16 protein-coding genes and 1 pseudogene are annotated in these 15,668 nt (G+C 67.1%); 5 read left to right on the top strand and 12 right to left on the bottom strand.

Annotated elements, in window-relative coordinates:
- Positions 1-2 precede the first annotated feature (2 nt).
- From ACT3UN_RS14405 to ACT3UN_RS14380, 6 genes are all read right to left on the bottom strand, one after another.
- Positions 3-1,190, bottom strand: coding sequence for a C40 family peptidase (locus ACT3UN_RS14405; protein ID WP_444657382.1), 1,188 nt, complete (start codon positions 1,188-1,190; stop codon positions 3-5).
- A 20-nt stretch (positions 1,191-1,210) separates the two neighbouring features.
- A complete protein-coding gene (locus tag ACT3UN_RS14400) occupies positions 1,211-2,320 on the bottom strand; it encodes a C40 family peptidase (RefSeq protein ID WP_444657381.1) in 1,110 nt (369 codons plus the stop codon).
- Positions 2,321-2,353: 33 nt separating this feature from the next.
- Complete coding sequence (locus ACT3UN_RS14395) at positions 2,354-2,707, bottom strand: hypothetical protein (RefSeq protein WP_444657380.1); 354 nt, start codon at positions 2,705-2,707, stop codon at positions 2,354-2,356.
- A 60-nt stretch (positions 2,708-2,767) separates the two neighbouring features.
- On the bottom strand, positions 2,768-3,280 hold the full coding sequence (locus tag ACT3UN_RS14390) for a hypothetical protein (protein ID WP_444657379.1): 513 nt from the start codon (positions 3,278-3,280) through the stop codon (positions 2,768-2,770).
- Between the two features lie 181 nt (positions 3,281-3,461).
- The gene (locus ACT3UN_RS14385) at positions 3,462-3,674 is read right to left on the bottom strand and encodes a hypothetical protein (protein WP_444657378.1); all 213 of its coding nucleotides are present in this window, start codon (positions 3,672-3,674) and stop codon (positions 3,462-3,464) included.
- A 186-nt stretch (positions 3,675-3,860) separates the two neighbouring features.
- Positions 3,861-5,876: a DNA polymerase gene (locus tag ACT3UN_RS14380; protein ID WP_444657377.1), complete on the bottom strand. Its 2,016-nt coding sequence runs from the start codon at positions 5,874-5,876 to the stop codon at positions 3,861-3,863.
- Between the two features lie 143 nt (positions 5,877-6,019).
- Here ACT3UN_RS14380 and ACT3UN_RS14375 point away from each other — a divergent pair, with 143 nt between their 5' ends.
- Entirely contained in the window at positions 6,020-6,643 is a 624-nt protein-coding gene (locus ACT3UN_RS14375) for a hypothetical protein (protein WP_444657376.1), read from the top strand.
- 62 nt (positions 6,644-6,705) lie between these two features.
- A complete protein-coding gene (locus ACT3UN_RS14370; protein ID WP_444657375.1) occupies positions 6,706-7,260 on the top strand; it encodes a hypothetical protein in 555 nt (184 codons plus the stop codon).
- A 65-nt stretch (positions 7,261-7,325) separates the two neighbouring features.
- Here the strand turns inward: ACT3UN_RS14370 and ACT3UN_RS14365 are convergent, their stop codons facing one another.
- The 3 genes from ACT3UN_RS14365 to ACT3UN_RS14355 all read right to left on the bottom strand — a co-directional run bounded on the left by ACT3UN_RS14365 (position 7,326) and on the right by ACT3UN_RS14355 (position 9,285).
- Entirely contained in the window at positions 7,326-7,625 is a 300-nt protein-coding gene (locus ACT3UN_RS14365; protein WP_444657374.1) for a hypothetical protein, read from the bottom strand.
- Positions 7,626-7,697: 72 nt separating this feature from the next.
- Complete coding sequence (locus ACT3UN_RS14360) at positions 7,698-8,000, bottom strand: hypothetical protein (RefSeq protein ID WP_444657373.1); 303 nt, start codon at positions 7,998-8,000, stop codon at positions 7,698-7,700.
- 169 nt (positions 8,001-8,169) lie between these two features.
- Entirely contained in the window at positions 8,170-9,285 is a 1,116-nt protein-coding gene (locus ACT3UN_RS14355) for a hypothetical protein (RefSeq protein ID WP_444657372.1), read from the bottom strand.
- A 210-nt stretch (positions 9,286-9,495) separates the two neighbouring features.
- Here ACT3UN_RS14355 and ACT3UN_RS14350 point away from each other — a divergent pair, with 210 nt between their 5' ends.
- Positions 9,496-10,767 (top strand): hypothetical protein, encoded by a 1,272-nt coding sequence (locus tag ACT3UN_RS14350; RefSeq protein ID WP_444657371.1) that lies wholly within the window; start codon positions 9,496-9,498, stop codon positions 10,765-10,767.
- Between the two features lie 26 nt (positions 10,768-10,793).
- Here ACT3UN_RS14350 and ACT3UN_RS14345 read toward each other — a convergent pair whose 3' ends face one another.
- Entirely contained in the window at positions 10,794-11,708 is a 915-nt protein-coding gene (locus ACT3UN_RS14345; protein ID WP_444657370.1) for a hypothetical protein, read from the bottom strand.
- A 44-nt stretch (positions 11,709-11,752) separates the two neighbouring features.
- On the bottom strand, positions 11,753-12,160 hold the full coding sequence (locus ACT3UN_RS14340; RefSeq protein ID WP_444657369.1) for a hypothetical protein: 408 nt from the start codon (positions 12,158-12,160) through the stop codon (positions 11,753-11,755).
- Positions 12,161-12,508: 348 nt separating this feature from the next.
- On the opposite strand from ACT3UN_RS14340, the gene ACT3UN_RS14335 reads away from it, so the two are divergent.
- Together ACT3UN_RS14335 and ACT3UN_RS14330 are read left to right on the top strand one after the other, a co-directional pair.
- Positions 12,509-13,864: a VWA-like domain-containing protein gene (locus tag ACT3UN_RS14335; RefSeq protein ID WP_444657368.1), complete on the top strand. Its 1,356-nt coding sequence runs from the start codon at positions 12,509-12,511 to the stop codon at positions 13,862-13,864.
- 358 nt (positions 13,865-14,222) lie between these two features.
- Complete coding sequence (locus ACT3UN_RS14330; RefSeq protein WP_444657367.1) at positions 14,223-14,981, top strand: DNA/RNA non-specific endonuclease; 759 nt, start codon at positions 14,223-14,225, stop codon at positions 14,979-14,981.
- A 437-nt stretch (positions 14,982-15,418) separates the two neighbouring features.
- On the opposite strand, the pseudogene ACT3UN_RS14325 reads toward ACT3UN_RS14330, so the two are convergent.
- Positions 15,419-15,668, bottom strand: a pseudogene (locus ACT3UN_RS14325) (class 1b ribonucleoside-diphosphate reductase subunit alpha); the annotation flags it as partial.

Genomic DNA, 15,668 nt, shown 5'->3' with positions numbered 1-15,668 from the left:
GCCTACTGCCCGAAGCGCACGAACGCCCCGCCGGGGATGAAGTCGGCCTCGCGCACGACCCCGCCGGACTGCGGGGCCTCCAGCACCGTGTCGCCCAGGTACACCTGCACATGCTCCATCGTGGGGTTGCCCACCTGCGGGTCGGTGTCGCGGTCCACCGGCGGGAAGTACACATCACCCGGACGGGCATCGCCGGCATCGACCAGCCTGCCGCGGGCGAACTGTTCGCGGGTGTCACCGTCGGCGAGGTCCTGGCCTGTTGAGCGGTAGACGTACTCGCGCACCAGGCCCGAGCAGTCCAGTCCGGTCTTGGTGTGGTCGCCGTAGAACTCCGCCTGCCCGTTGACGTCGCCGGCCAGCGTGCCCCGGCTGGGGCCTGGGGTTTCGGCGTGCCCGCCGCCCCAGACGTAGTCGATGTTGTCGTTGATGAACCGCAGGGCCAGATCGCGAGCAGCGGACGCATCGAGGTCCCCGGCGGCGAACTGCTCGCGGGAGGTGTCGGGCAGGGTGTCGACGATGTCCACGACCGCGTCGGCGGCATCGGCGACGTCCGTGCGGAAGTGGAAAGGCCGGGCCGTGGAGCCGGCGTCGGCCGCCTCGTCGCTGTCGACGAAGTTCTGGATCTGGACCCGCGCGTCCGCGCACACCGCGCCGATGGATGAGACCACGGAGTTGTAGCCGTCGCCGGCGCGGGCCAGTGTGTCAGCGAGGTTCACGATTGGCGCGGCGTAGTCGGCCAGTGCGTCGATCTGGCTCTTGCGCATCTGCCAGCTTCGGGCGATCGTCTGGTCGTCGTGTCCGGAGTAGATCTTCGCGATTCGCTCCGACGCCTGGGCCAGTGTCGACTCCAGTTCGCTGACGGCGGTCTGCACCGAGCTCATGGTGTGCAGGATCCCGCCGGTGGCCTGACCCAGGGTGGCGGGTTCGGCGTTGAGAAGTCCGTCGTTGATCGGCCCGAGAGCCTGGTCCTCGAACTCGCTGATCTGCCGCGATCCACCGGCGTGGTCGATGCGTGGGAGGAAGTCCCCGGTGACCCCGGATCCAGCAGCGGTGTCGCCGCCACCGGCGCCGAACATGCGCTGGAGCCAGCTGGCTTCGGAGCTGTCTACGTAGTCGCTGAGCTGGTCGGCAACATCACGCGGCGGGGCCAGTGTGGCATCGCGCAGCTGGCGAGCAGCATCGTCAGGCATCGCGTGTCCCCACTCCCCTCTTAGGACTCGGCTTCGACGTCGACGAAGCGGCGGATGTACTCGGCGCCGGGCTGGTACTCGCTAATCATGTACTGAGTTCCTGACTGCTGCGCTTCGACGACTTGCCCGTCCCCGATGTAAACCTGAACGTGGCCCGAATGGGGAAACACCAGGTCGCCGGGCTGCAGGTCGTTCTCGTCGACGGGCTGCCCGTTGGCGATCTGGTCGCCGGTGGGTCCCGGCCCGATGTCCACGCCCGACAGGTTGTAGATGAAGTCGCGCGACAGCCCGGAACAGTCCATGCCGACCTTGTTGTAGTCGCCGTTGGCGTCGGCCGCGCCGCCGCCGTCTGTCGTACCCTGCGACGGACCCGGTTCTGCTCCGTGTCCACCGCCCCAGGTGTAGTCCTGCTTCAGGTCCACGTACTCCTGGGCCAGCTCCTTAACCGCACGCTCGGACGCGGTGGCCCCCTCACCTAGCGGGGAGACAGTACCTCCTCCGGCGGTGTACTCGTCGTTGTCCGCGTACTCCTCGTCACTGTATTCGCCTTCGGCGTACTCCATGATCGCCTGGATGAGCTCTTCACGGTTCGGCGCGTTGTAGGTGTCGTACTGCGTGGACACCTGCGGGGTCGGCTGGTAGTTGCCGTAGTCGACCAGGCCAGGCTGCTGCATCTGCGCCAGTGCAGCAGCCTGGTCGTAGGTACCGGTCGGCGAGGCACCGCCGACCATCGTTCCGGGCAGGATCGGACCGGCGGCTGCGGACGGCGGCGAGTACGCCTGTTGGGCGGCTTGCTCGCTGGCGGCCTGGGCCATCATCGCCTCCAGGCCCGGGCTAGCGGAATCTCGGGCCAGCTCGTCGGTGTCGACCGAGTCGATGGACCGGGCTCCCTCCTCGCTGACCTCCTTCAGCTCGTCGTCCATCCGGCGGGCACTTTCGACGTCCTCAGCGTCGCGCTCGCTCTGCTCGGCTTCCTCGGCTTCCTCGGCGCGCAGCGCGGCCAGGATCTCCGGGTCGACCTGGCCGTCGAGTCCCTCCACGGCGTAGTCGCCGCCGGACTCGTTGAGTTCCTGGGCGCGGTCCAGCAGCTCCTGGAACTCCTCGTGCTCACTCGACACGTCCTGGGGCATGGTGGTCTCCTCGTCAGTGGTAGGGGTGGCGGCTTAGGCGCCGGTGTCGGTCTCGGTGTCGTTGACCGCGGTGGAACCGGCGTCGTCGGCCGCCGCGGAGTCCGTGGAGACCTGGTCATACGTCGTTGCGTCTCCGCGTAGCGTCTGCGTGATCAGGCCTACCTTCTGCTGAGCGTTGGTGATGCCGGACTGCAGCTGGGTGATGATGTCGCTGTAGATCGGTGCGGGGTTGCCGTCGCGCGTGTTGACCGACGTCTCCTCCTTGATCTTGTCGAGCACGGCGGTGAGCGCAGCCTTGGCCTGCTCATCGATGTCGTCGGCGGCGGATCGCAGGGCGCTGGATCCGCTGGCGAGCTGGTCACGGTCGAATGCTGCTTCGTTGGGCATAGTCTCGAACTCCTGTCGGTGAGCGGGTGTGTGAGGTAGGTGGTGGGGGCACTGGCCCGGCTAGCCGCCGCCGGGGTTGGCGGGAAGCTGGCCGGCCCCACCGGCCATGTGGCCGGCCCCACCGGCCATGTGGCCGGGGATCTGCTGCTGGGGCGCCATACCGGGGTAGCCCATCTGCATGCCCGGGTACCCCATCTGCATCCCCTGCTGGGGAACAGCAGTCGGCGGCGGTGCCGGCGGCTGGACGTGGGCGTTTACGGCAGCGTCCATGTCGACCTCGGCCTGGCCCTTGCGCGTGGACACCACCGCGTAGACCCCGGCGGCCGGGATCGCGGCCAGCAGGATCCAGCACAGCATCGGTGCCCAGGTAACGTGAACCTGGGTTCCTTCGCCGAAGGCGAGGAAACCGTCGCCGGCGTCGAGTGTGGCCAGGCCCCAGCGCAGCAGGGCGTTCTTGAACCCGATCGCGCCACTGGTGTAGGTGGCCAGTAGGTAGGCCCCGCCCAGCAGCACGCCCAAGCTGATCGCCCAGCCGAGAACGGTCCAGGCCACGGCCTTCGGTTTCGCGTACATCCGTTTGCTCCTCGGTCGAGTACGTCGGTCGACACAGTGGATCTGTTTGCCACATCAATGGTGGTTCAGGTACCGCTGTCACCTCTCGACTTTACGGCCTGTACTGCACAAAGAACTAGCGCCAGAACCCCATTCTGCGAGGTTCGTAGCGCTAGTGCCCGAGGTGGGTGTTTGTCCCGAACTACCGGCCCCCCGCAGCGGTGACGACAGCGGCGGATAGGCTGTCGAGGTTCAGTGCGTAGGGCTGCGGCTCGCCGGCGGGGATGTCGGCGAGGATGTGCAGGAACAGATCCTCGCGGCTCAGGTTGTCGGGAACGCGGACCCGGATCACTTCCAGGTTGTCCGCCCCGGTCGGGGTGGCGAGCAGCAGGGTGTCGGACGTCGGTGCGGCCATGTGCGGGTCCCTCCTTCGAGCGGGGACTTGAGAATGAAAAGCAGGTTTACCTGCGAGTTTACGTCAAGTATTCCGGACAAATGTCATTTGTGCAAGGGTTAGGGCTTGACTACACAGCAAAGCCGCAGGTAGATCTCGACAGAATGTCCTGACCTGCGTCTTTGTTTGGCTCCTCGCCGTGGCGGCCTAGACCTTCTGCCACCGAAGGCCCATGTCCTGGGCGTCGATGCGCAGTACGACCTTCTCGGTTAATGCCTCCTCCACCAGCCAGTCCGGTGGGGTGGCCATCGCCTCCTTAACCGCCTCCAGGCCCTCGTCGTCGGTGACCAGCTCGTCGTGCAGCCACAGGTGAATATGGTCGCCGGCGCCCATTTCCTCCAACCGAGCGGTGGTGTCGTACAGCACGTCAGCCGCGGTTCCCTGACAAAAGTGATTAACGGCAACCCGATCAACGATCTTGGTGGTCTTCTCCGCGGCCTGCGGCTCTGCTCCCCATGCCGGCTTGTTGACCTGGATGGTGTCCTCCAGCACACGGCCGGAGAGGGTGTTGTGAAATCCACCGTTTGCCGCACAGCTCGATCGCACCCGCTCCATAAATTGGAACGTCGGCCCCATCGCCGCGCGCATACCGTCGGCGATCCGCTCGGCCTCGACCTCCTCCCAGCCATGGGCTGCGGCCAACGACCCCAGCCCCTGCCCATACATTTGCGCCAACAGCATCGTCTTGGACTTCTTACGGCCCGGGTGCTCCATCGCCTCTGCCTCGGAAAGCTCCGCCGGGATCAGGCCCGCTTTCTGGGCGGTCGGGACGTAGAGGTCATGCCCACGATTGAACGGTTCGATGAAGTTGATGTCCCCAGCGGCATTGGCCAACACCACCGGTTCGATGGAAGACCAGTCCACCGACCAGAACCGGCCGGTGTCGCTGATGATCGCCTTGCGCGCCTCATCGGAAAACTGCTGGATGGCCGGGGAGTTGGCGCTCATACGGCCGGAGGCCGACGCGCCCAGAACGCTCAGGGAGGTGTGGACCCGTCCGGTGGAGTGGGACGCCGCAGCCATCGCCTTGAAGTAGTTATGGTTCTTCTCGCGTTCGGCGATGCGGGAGTGTGCCCGCGCAACCTGGTGTCCAAGCTTGTCGAGCTGCTTCATCGCCGCCTTGTCGGACTTCAGCGCACCCTTCTCGGTGCGCGGCCAGTCGCCGAGAAGCTCATTTCGGGCGTCCAGGTACTGCACAACGTCGGCGCCGACGTTGTAGCGAAGCCCCGCCTTGGCGATGGTGTCCGCGTCCTTCTCGATACTCTGCTCAGACTGGGAGAGCCACTCGTTCATGTAGTCGCGGTCCAGCTTCAGTCCGCGGCCTGCGGCACGTAGCGTCACCCGCAGGCAGGTGATCATGCGCTGGATCAGGGCGTGTGCCCCACTGGTGCTCAGGAATGCCCTTGGGTTGTTTGTGGTGAGACGGTCGCCGCAGATCGTGTCCATGACATGGTCGTGCAGCGGGCCCCACAGCCGCAGGGTCACTGCGGTATCCGACATCGCACCCAGCCGGTAGAACGGCTTGTCGATGTCGCAGTGGGTAAATCCTTCGGTCTTCGTCGAAAAGCCGGCCGCCCTCATGGCCGTCTCGATCTTCACGTGAGTGTCGTTTCCGACGCCGTACTCGGCGGCCAGGGCCTCCAGCGTGCGCCCGCCCTGGCGGTTGGTGTGCACCAGGCGCGACAGCAAGATGGTGTCCTCGACTTTGTTGATGTCCAGGTAGGCGAAGATTCCGTGGGCGTAGAGCGGGGGCACATCGAAGGTCGCGTTGTGGAAGACGAGGCTGGAGGCGTGGTTGACGATCCGGCGCACGGTGGACATGTCCTGGGGCACGCGCAGCGGGTCGAGCATCACCGAGTGCACCGCGCCGGCGTTGTCGCGGAAGGCCACGGTGATGCAGGTGACGGAAAACTTTCCCTCCTCGACGCCGTGGGTCTCGATGTCCATGGCGGTGCGCTGCGGCGGCCGCGACAGGTAGTGCTCCTCGATCACGGTACGCACGTTGTCGGATCCGGTGTGCAGGTAGCACCCCAATGCATGCCACCACAGACTGCTGTCGGGCACGGTGATTGCGGGGAGGTCATAGGTGATGACCTCGCCGAACGGCAGTGGCGCTCGCTCCGGCGAGACGACTGGGTTGATGTCGATCTTGGTGCTGGTCATGTGGGTGGTACCTCAGGGGAATACTCGGTGGCGTCCTGACCGCTGGGAGACACGTTCAGGGTATCTATGTGCCACTATAGACGGTGAAGGTCGGCGCAGACCGCCGCCCCACACTGCCCCGCCACCCGAAAGGCCCGCCCATCATGTCCCCGGTTACCACTTCCGAGACCGACTACCGCGACCTGGTTTCCTCGTCCTCTGACTTCGACCCGACCAACTACGAGGAGACCATCGCGGCGTTCTGCGCACGCACCGTCGTCCTGGACACGCTGGGGACGCAGATGGCGGCGGCGATCACCGGAACGCCGCAGATCGCCGCCGGAGTCCAGGCCGTCCACGCCGCGGGTCTGGAGTGCCACCCGGTCGATGTCCTTCTGTTCACTGCGGGCATCCTCGACGAGGATGCCGAAACCCCCACTTCCCGTGACCTGGTGTCTTTCACCCGGTCGTTCGCTGGGGTGAGTCCGTCCCTGCGGCTGGGGGCGCTACTAACCCACGGCCTGACGGCGCCGGTACCCGGCTTCTCCGGGGTCAACGTTGCTGACCTGTCCGAGCGACTGACGCAGGCGTGGGACACCCAGCGCACACTGGGGCTGCACTTGGAGAACCTGGCGTCGCTTCCGCAGCCCTACACCCTGCTGCGCGCTCTGCGAATGCTGCTGGTTGAGCAGACACCGGCGGCCGCCGCCGTCGCGGCCGGCCTGGCCCGACCGCACATCACCTGGTGCCTACAGGCGTATCAGGCGGCGCTGCGTCTCGCGTCGTAAACAAGGGAACCATGTTATAGTAACCACAGTGGTAACTAGCCGTCCCTGAAAGGAACAACGTCATGCCCGAACTGGACTTCAACTTCAACGGTTTCCCTGGTGGCGCCCCGACCGCCCAGTCCACGCAAACCCCGCAGGCTTCTTCCCCTGCGGCCACCGCGACTGCTCCCTCCCCGCAGGAATCCGACGCCCAGTCGCCGAGTCTCGATGCGGACGCCCCGGCTCCCGCCGAGGACAAGGCGGAGGAGAAGAATCCGGCATCCAAGAAGGCTCCGGCCAAGAAGACCACTGCGAAGAAGGATCCGGCCAAGAAGACTGCCAAGGCTTCCGGCACGGACCTCGACGCTGCGGTGAGCTCGCTGATCGAGGCTGGCGAGGACACCCTGTCGAAGGTCTCCCCCAGTGCCGCGCCCCTGGAGGTATACCGCGGTCTCGACCACCTGGTCTCCGTGCTCGGCGCCGACACCCTCGACAAGCTCGGCGAGATGGTCGCCCAGGCCACCAGGCACATGGAGAGCTACCGCACCCTGATCGTCGCCACCTCGCCGGTCGATGAGGACGGCAACGGCTCGTTCGACGGCTACTCGATCCATGACGGCGACGTCGTTCTGGACTAGTCGTCCTCGCACACGAGAACCCCCACCAGCGATGTTGCTGGTGGGGGTTCTCGCTGACTGGGGGCTTAGAAGCCGCCCATGGCGCTGGCACCGCGAGCGGAGACGCCGAACAGATCGCTCTGCGCGGAGTTCAGCTTGCCCTCGGTCTGCTGGAGGGCCTCGCGGACAGCCGCGGTGGCGTTGTCGACGTCGAGGGCCATCTTCTGGTTGGCGTTGTCGGCGTCGCCGACCAGGCCCTCGCCGCCCAGGCGGGTGACGTTGGTCTTGAACTGCTCGCCTGCGGCGATGACGGCCTGGCCCTGCTGGTTCATCCGGCCCATGAAGTCGGAGACTCCTGCGGCGCTGACGGCGGTAACATCGGACATGGTGTTGATCTCCTATGCTGGGGGAGGTGGATCACGCCAGGGGGTTTCCCGGAGTGACGAAGTGGGTGGGGGTTAGAGCGCGAGTTCCACGCCATTGAGCTGGCCGGAGGACTCGTCGGCCGAGGCCAGGGTGTCGTTGGTCAGCTGACGCATCGCCTGGACCCGCTCGCTGGTGTGGTTGTTGAAGCTGTTGACCGAGCTGTTGACGCGCTCACCGAGCTGCACGGTGGCGTTGGCCGTCGCGCCCTTGAACCCGGAGTTCGTGGCGGTGTCGGCGAACGTTCGGGCGGCCTTGTTGAAGTTGTCGATCTCGGCGTTCTGGCCGTCGGCCGTTCCGATAACGGCGGCCGGATCGACCTGCATCAGGTTGGACATTAGAGGTACCTCCATGGGGTTGCGCCGCCGTGGTGGCGCTGTCGGGTGAAAACGTGTTCGTTTTCTTGTACGTGGACCATCTTGCACGAGTCATTCAGCGGCCTGCAAGGCAGATCACCCGTTTCCGGCAAAGTTTTTATCGACGCGTCAGCGCAGGTCACTGGCGGTGTCAGCGCGAAGTGACCTCAATGAGTCCTGCGATCGACTTTGCGACTGTTTCAGCGTCGCTTCGGTCGAACACCACAATGTCGTCACGTCCCCACTTTTCAGGTGAAACCAGATACGACTGCGATTCATTTTCGGACGTATTTATCAGCCGAAGCGAAACTGCGTTGCCACTCGTCACTGTCTCGCCTTTACGTGCCGATCTGGCGGAAACGAGTCCCTGTGCTGCGGCGACCTCGTCGCAGACGATCAGCTCGACGACGCGGCGGGCGTGGTCCTTGTGCGCAGCGAAACGCTGGCCGGGGTCGGAGGCGATGAGGTGGTCGACCACGTTGCGGGCAGCCTCGGGGCCGACGACGTCGGGCCTGTAGCCCAGCAACGGGCTGCCGGCCAGCTCGTCGAGCAGACCCCGCGGAAGGCGCGTGCACCCGATCGGCGCTGACGGCCACTGCCCGGCCGGATCCAGGATCGCCCCCCAGGCGATGGCCAGATCCCTGCCGATCGCCGCCCGGTTGGTCGGATCATCGGTGCTGGGTTGTGCAGCGGCGACCACCAGTCCCTCCTCATGACTGGTCACCAGGTAGACGACATCGGTGTTCCAGGCGATGAGGAACGGGGTGCGTGGCACGACTTCCTGCTCGGCGTCGATTCCCCAGCCGATCGCCTCGGGAGGTAGGTCGAGTCGGGTGGTGAACGCCTGGCCGGGGAAGCGCACCTGGCCCCAGAACATCACCTCTGGGTTGGCGATCGCCGACAGCATCTCGATCAGTGCGGCGGTAGGCTCGCCCTGCTCGACGTATCCCCAGTCCACCAGTTGCTCATGCAGCTCGGTGTCACTGTGCAGTGCCGCCGGGAACGGGGCGAGCTGCACCGGCGCCGGCGGGATCTTCGTGTCGTGCACGCGGGCCAGGTGCAGCCAGTGCTCGATGGAGAACCGGGTCACCGGTGCCGGCGGAGCGATCTGGAGATCATCCGGCAGGTGGTCGAAGACGGTCCCGGTGGCAGCGGTGCCGTAGCGCCGCACCTCCGCGTCTACCGTTCCCGCCACGTCGGCGTCAGTGGCGGTGTCGGTGGGGTCAGGGTTGTCGGACTGGGCTGTGGCGGCCTTGTTTCTGGGCATGACCATGACGTTACAGCGACAGCGTCACAGCGTCATGTCCCTTGGAACCCTGGAAGACACTTTGCTCCTTCGCCGGTGCCACCCAGGACGCCACGCGAGGTGGCACCGGCGTTTCCCGGGCTGGAGCCGGCCCCGCGGCTTTCGCTGATAGCGTTTTCCAGGTACCCACCGAGCTTCACCTCAACCACACCGAAAGGCCCGACACCCGCCATGCCGACCACGCCCACGACCGACCCCGCAGCGGGGAGCTTCTACGCCCGCATGCTCCAGCTGTGCGACCTGCACCACAGCGTCGGCGATGCGGTGATCCTGAAGGGACGCATCGGCGAGGGCAAGACGTCGCTGATCGACCACCTCGCCGAACGCGACACGGTGGCCGGCGTGCCGGTAGGCGGAGTGGTGACCCTGCGCCTGGCGGGCAAGTCCGCCGACGCGGTCAACGGGATCCCGGTGCGCGGAACCACTGAGGTCGCGGGCGCGCACTACGACACCAGCCGGGAGACCATCCCCAAGTGGGCCCTGGAGATGGAGCGCCTGGCTGCCGGCGGAAAGATCGTCTACGGCTACATCCAAGAGATCAACCTGGGCTACCCCGATGCGATCGCGGCGATGCAGGACCTGCTGCTGGAGCGGCGCCTGCCCAACGGCTACCAGCTACCCTCTGGCTGCCGCCTGATCGGTGACATGAACCCACGCGCTGAGGTCAACGGGACGTTCGACCTGTCGGACGCGGTGCCCAACCGCGTGGCCATCTACGACTTCGAGGTGCCCCTGTACGACTGGACTTCTGCCCTGGTGTGGGGTTTCCCGGGCGAGGACGCACCAGATCGGTGGCTGCTGCACTACCGCAGCGCGGTCGCCGCGTTCCTCACCGCGTTCCCGGAGTACGTCTACGAGTCCCGCGAGCTCGTCGATCGGGCCGAGTGCCCCTGGGCGTCGAAGCGCAGCTGGACGCGGCTGTGCGATGTGCTGGCCGCTGCCGGCGAGGCGTCCGGCGAGCAACCGGAGGACGCCGTGGTCCAGGCGGTGGTCGACGCGAAGGTCGGCCCCCGCGCCGGTGGGCAGTTTCGTTCCTGGCTGGCCGGGTTCACCGTGCCGTCGATCGGGCAGATGGTGACCGATCCAACCTGTCTGGACGGACTCGACACCGCTGCGGCGAACGCCGCGGTGGGCTCCCTGGTGTCCCAGGCGGTCGCGGCGAGCCGGGACGCCTCCGGGGCGGTCACTCCCGCTACGGTCCCCGATTCACCGGTGTCGCTGGCGGTGGGTGTGCTCAATCACCTGCGCAGCGTGCACCCGGACATCGCGGCGATCGCCCTGCTGCGGCTGATCCGCGAGGCCGGCCAGGCTGCTCACGGCGTGGCGTTGCTGGACCCGTCTCGGGTTGCCGACGGATTCGTCGCACCGAGCAGCCACGTGGACTCCGGCTTCGCAGCGTCGTCTGTGAAGGTGTCGGCGCTGCTCGGCGGGCTCCAAGCGTAGACCAGACCCCATGCCCCGGCGGCTGCCTACCTAGCGGTGGTGTCGGTGGTGCCCTGTACCGCGTCGTCGCAGTCGGACAGGCGGTCGTAGATGAAGTCGCCCTCGCCATCCTCGTTGCGTACCACCCCGTCCTCCACGCCGCGGTAGACGTAGGCGTCGGCCACCCGGTAGTACGGGCGAAGGTCCGTTCCCGTGGGGAAGAACGCCTGGGCCACCGCTGCGGCGTTGTCGGCGTTGACTTTGCGCCCGTCCAGGGCACGGGAGGCAACGTCCTCGAAGTGCTTGAACCCGGTGGTTCCCCCGGCCAGCGCGGTGACTAGGTACGCCCTCGCGATCACCGCCGGGGTGTCCTGCGGGATGGTCTCAACGATTCCCTCCACCGCCTGCGAGGGCCGGCCCTCGGCGTCGATGACCTGCGAGCCGGGGGCGACCACCGGATCGTCGTCGCTGATCAGTTCGGAGTTGGGCACCGGCACCGTGGTCTCGCGTGCCCGTCCGTCCGGGCCGGCGACTGTGGTGGTGACCTCCGCGGGGACCTCGCCGACGTAGAGCGCCTGGTTGACGGCGATGACCTCCGGGACGTGCAGCAGGCACTGCAGGACGGGGTCACCGTCGGCGGCCCCGTCCTGGAAGTCGGCACGGGCCTCGTCGAGAGCCTGCAACTCCGACTCGTCGCGGTCGTCATCGTCGGAGGCACCGATGCCGATGGCTCGGAACGGTGCAGAGAGCCAGTCCAGCGGGGTGACCAGCAGGTTCAGGGTGAACATCACCACGGCGGCGAGGACCACGATGGCCATAAGCCAGCCGATGACGGTTACCGTCAGGGAGACCAGCCCGCCGATGATCCAGCCTCTCGCTGCGCGCGAGAGCGGGTTGCGCTTGCGCTGGCGGCGGTTGCGAAAGTTGTCGGCGCTGTGCAGGACGGTGCGAAGTGCAGGCATGTCGTCGGGCTCCTCGGGCGATGGTGTGCGGTGCGGCGGTCGAACTACTGGGGCGCGAATGGCGCCAGCGCGGCGAGCTGCCTGTTCCAGGCGCTGGCCGGCACTCGCCGCACGTGGGTGACCGCGGCGCGCACCCGGTCGGCGTGCTCGGCGGGGAAGAAATCGTTGTCGTCGATGATCACGTCGTGCTTGCCGATCTGTCGCCACTGGTTGCCCGGGGGCCATCCGATGCGCACGCGAACCACCGCCCACCCCGTCGCCGAGTAGGCGTAGTTGCGCTCGACGTCGTGGTAGATCCGGTCGGGCTTGCCCTCGCCGTGGAAGTGGTGGGGGTCGACCTCGACGACGATGCGCCGGCCCCGGTAGACGATCAGGATGTCGGGGGTGAACTTGCGCCAGTTTCCGTGCGCGTCACGCAGCGGGGCGATCAGGTGGACCGAGGGCGGGAGCACGGTGAACCCTGCGGACGACAGACTGGCCCGAACGCGGGTCTCCAGATTCGAGGTCTTGGGGGATCCGCCGTGACACAGGGCGCCTGGTCCGTGCACGCCTTTCTGGTAGGAACTGGCGATCGGTGGCGTCAGGCCAGGGCGGTTGTACGCCCACAGCCGCACGCTTACCAGGAGAATCCAAATCCAGGGACGTGTCAGTACGACGACGAGAAAACTGTCGGGGCTCATGGTTACTGATGCTAGATCACCTTGGAGGTGTAAAGGCAGGCCTGCGGGGGCTGTGGGTCGAAGAAACCCCAGTTACTGGGACTGGCCGGCCTGTCGCGGCCGCCCGGATACGCTGGCCCCATGCCCGACACCACCACGCTGACCGACCCGAACTCCCTGATCACCGACGCTCGCCTGCTCATCGCTGCGGGCTCGCCCTGGCTGGCCCCGGCGGCGCTGAGCCTGCCGGTGCACCCGGTCACCGGCGAGGACGCCACCAGCAGCACCAGCCGCAACGGGGCGATCCACCTGGCTGTCGATGCTGTCGCCGCCGAGGCGCGCTCCACCGGCACCGCCGCGGTGCATGTCGGTGCCGTGCACCTGATGACCTGCCTGTGGCGGGTGCTGCTCGGCGCCGACGAGCGCCACGACCTGCTCACCAAGGAATCCGGCATCCAGGGCACCGACGCAGTGGCGTGGACGACCGCCGCCGACGCCGTGTGCTGCCGCACTGCGGTGTCCACGGCGCTGCACACCGACGCCGGGGTGCGCTACCTGCCCCGCGCTGCGGCGATGGTGACCCCGCACACGCTGGCCGAGGCCGTGGGGATCGACGACCCGGACCACATCGGCATCGAGGAGCTCTACCAGCGGATTAAGCAGCAGCGCCAGGACAGCGACGAGAGCCCCAGCGACGGCGACGGCGACGCCGCAGAGGGGCAGAACGGCGGCGGGGACACGAAAACCCCACCTCCGCCGTTCACCACCACGGCTGACCCGCAGTCGGGTCCAGGCATGGACGACGCTGCGCTGGAGCATCTGCGCGACCAGGTCACCGGCGCGGCTGCGGGTGCGGCACGCGCCGGTGACGGTGAGTCGGTGCCGCAGGCGGCCGCGGATCTGGCCGCTGCACGTGGGCACGGTGAACTCGACCTGATGTCCCACTTCCGCACGGTGCTCGGGGCGAAGGTCGCGGCGGCCGACCCCGGCCCACAGGTGACCTACCGCCGCGTGCCGCGAGTCGACGACCCCGCGCTGATCTTTCCGGGGCGCTCCCACAGCGTTCGGCGGCTGATGGTCGCGCTCGACACCTCCCCGTCCATGTCGGATGAGCAACTGGCGCGCTCCGCCGGCGAGTGCGCGGCGGTGGCCCTGTCGCGGGGTTTCCAGGTCGACTACGTGTCCGTCGCCGGGTCCGTCTCGCCGGTGCAGCGCCTGGAGCGCGGCCAGTCCCCCGCCCTGGTTCGCGGGGAGACCACCGACATGCGGGCCGGGTTCGCCGCCTTCGACGAGCACCGACCCGACGCGGCGGTGATGCTCACCGACGGCGAGACCGCGTGGCCTGAAGCGGCACCGCGAACCCGGCACCTGATGATCGCCATCGTCCCCGGCCCGTCGGTCACCAGCGAGGCGGGCCTGCGCCACCGGGTGCGTGCGGCTGCCGCAGCTTGCCCGTGGGCGACCGTCGTGGCCCTCCCCGTCTACCAGGGACAGTAGCGCTACTGACCGGGTCGGTATTTTGCGGTTTGATGGCCGAACTGGATTCGAGGGGCAGGCCCGCGTGTGCGCGGCCGCGGCCCCGGCCCCGGCCGGGGCTTCTCCATGTCGAGCACGGGCGGCACCACCGGAAGATCCGCGCTCGCAGCAGGGCTTACCACCGGACCTCGAATAGCGGCGGTAGGGGGCGTGACACCTGCACGGTCCGCAAAGATGTTAGCCACGGCGCGGGTTCTTGGGAGACACGTAGAAGAGGGACGCTTGCACTAATCGCCAGATCGGGTGCTAGATGCAATGATTGTGTCAGTAAATCCGGGAGACGCCCGGTACACCCCCCGACACACAGCAAGGAACCCCGATGTCCAAGTCCTCGAAGAAGACCCTCGCCAGCATTACCGCCGCCATCATCGCCGCGGCCGGCATCGCGATCGGCTACAACACCGACGCCGTGCAAGGCACCGTGGACGAGTGGCTGGGAGGTGGGGACTCCGTCGCTGCCACCGTGGACCAGGGCAACGACTACTACACCGTCACCGGCACCGCTCAGCGCGACTTCTCCACCATCCCCGGCTCCGTGGAGTACTGCGAGCCGGACGCGTTGAGCCGTGCGATGTGCGCCTACGGTGAACTGACCAGCGACACCCGCGCGGCGGCCAAGGAGCGCGGTCGCCAGTCGATCAACGTGGACCCGGTAGGCTGGGGCCACAACGACGAGGTGGACATCCCAGCCCTCGACGGCGTGACGGGATCCCAGCACTACCACGGCTGGATGTACAACCGCAGCCACCTGCTCGCCGACTCTCTCGGCGGCAGCCCGGAGCAGGTGAACCTGGTCACCGGCACCCGCGGCCAGAACGTCGGTTCCGTCGGCAACTCCGGCGGCATGGCGTACACCGAGACCATCGCCCGCGACTACCTCGACGGCAACACTGGCGCGGACGCCAACGCCTGCCCGCTCTACTACGCAGCCAGCCCCAACTACACGGGCTCCGAACTGCTGCCGCGCACCGTCACCGTGGACATTCAGTCCTGTGACCAGTCCATCGACCAGCGCGTCACGGTCGACAACACCGCCGCCGGCCACACCATCGACTACACCACCGGCGCGTTCAACTAGCCGAGGCGGGTTCCGCCCACAGAAAGGGCCCAGACCGGTGGCCACCGAAACTCCCTCGACGAGCACACCAGCCCCCTGAACAACCTCGGTTCCCGCCCGGCCGTTCGCCGCAGGGCTACTGGGTCCCCTGAAGGCCACTTTCATGAAAGGAACTCCCCACCATGAGAACCGCCACCACCGCCACGGCCGTCCCCCAAGTCGACCCGGCCATTGAAACCGCGATCAACGCCAACTTCGGCAATGAACACGAGATCTCCGCCTAAACCCTCGTCGACCAGGCCCCCTGCGACGACTATTCCGACGCTGTGGTCATCGACCACTACCTCGGACACGACACCGTCTACCGCTACACCCGCCACCCGCACCCGGTTGCGCGACTGACACCCCTGCCGGGTGCGGGTGCCGACCCGGCGCTCCGAGCGCCGAACCAGGCAGCCTCAGAGCATGCAGCTCACGCAGCCCTCGACCTCGGTGCCGGCCATGGCCGTCTGACGCAGGCGGATGTAGTACAGGGTCTTGATCCCCTTGCGCCACGCGTAGATCTGCGCCTTGTTGATGTCGCGGGTGGTGACCGAGTCCTTGAAGAACAGCGTCAACGACAGCCCCTGGTCCACGTAACGCGTGGCCACCGCGTAGGTGTCGATGATCTTCTCGTAGCCGATCTCGTAGGCGTCCTCGAAGTAGTCC

The organism is Corynebacterium sp. AOP12-C2-36 (genome assembly GCF_052379185.1).
Lineage (GTDB): Bacteria > Actinomycetota > Actinomycetes > Mycobacteriales > Mycobacteriaceae > Corynebacterium.
Note: the sequence above shows the minus strand (reverse complement) of the source record. Positions and strands in the feature narration are given on the sequence as shown.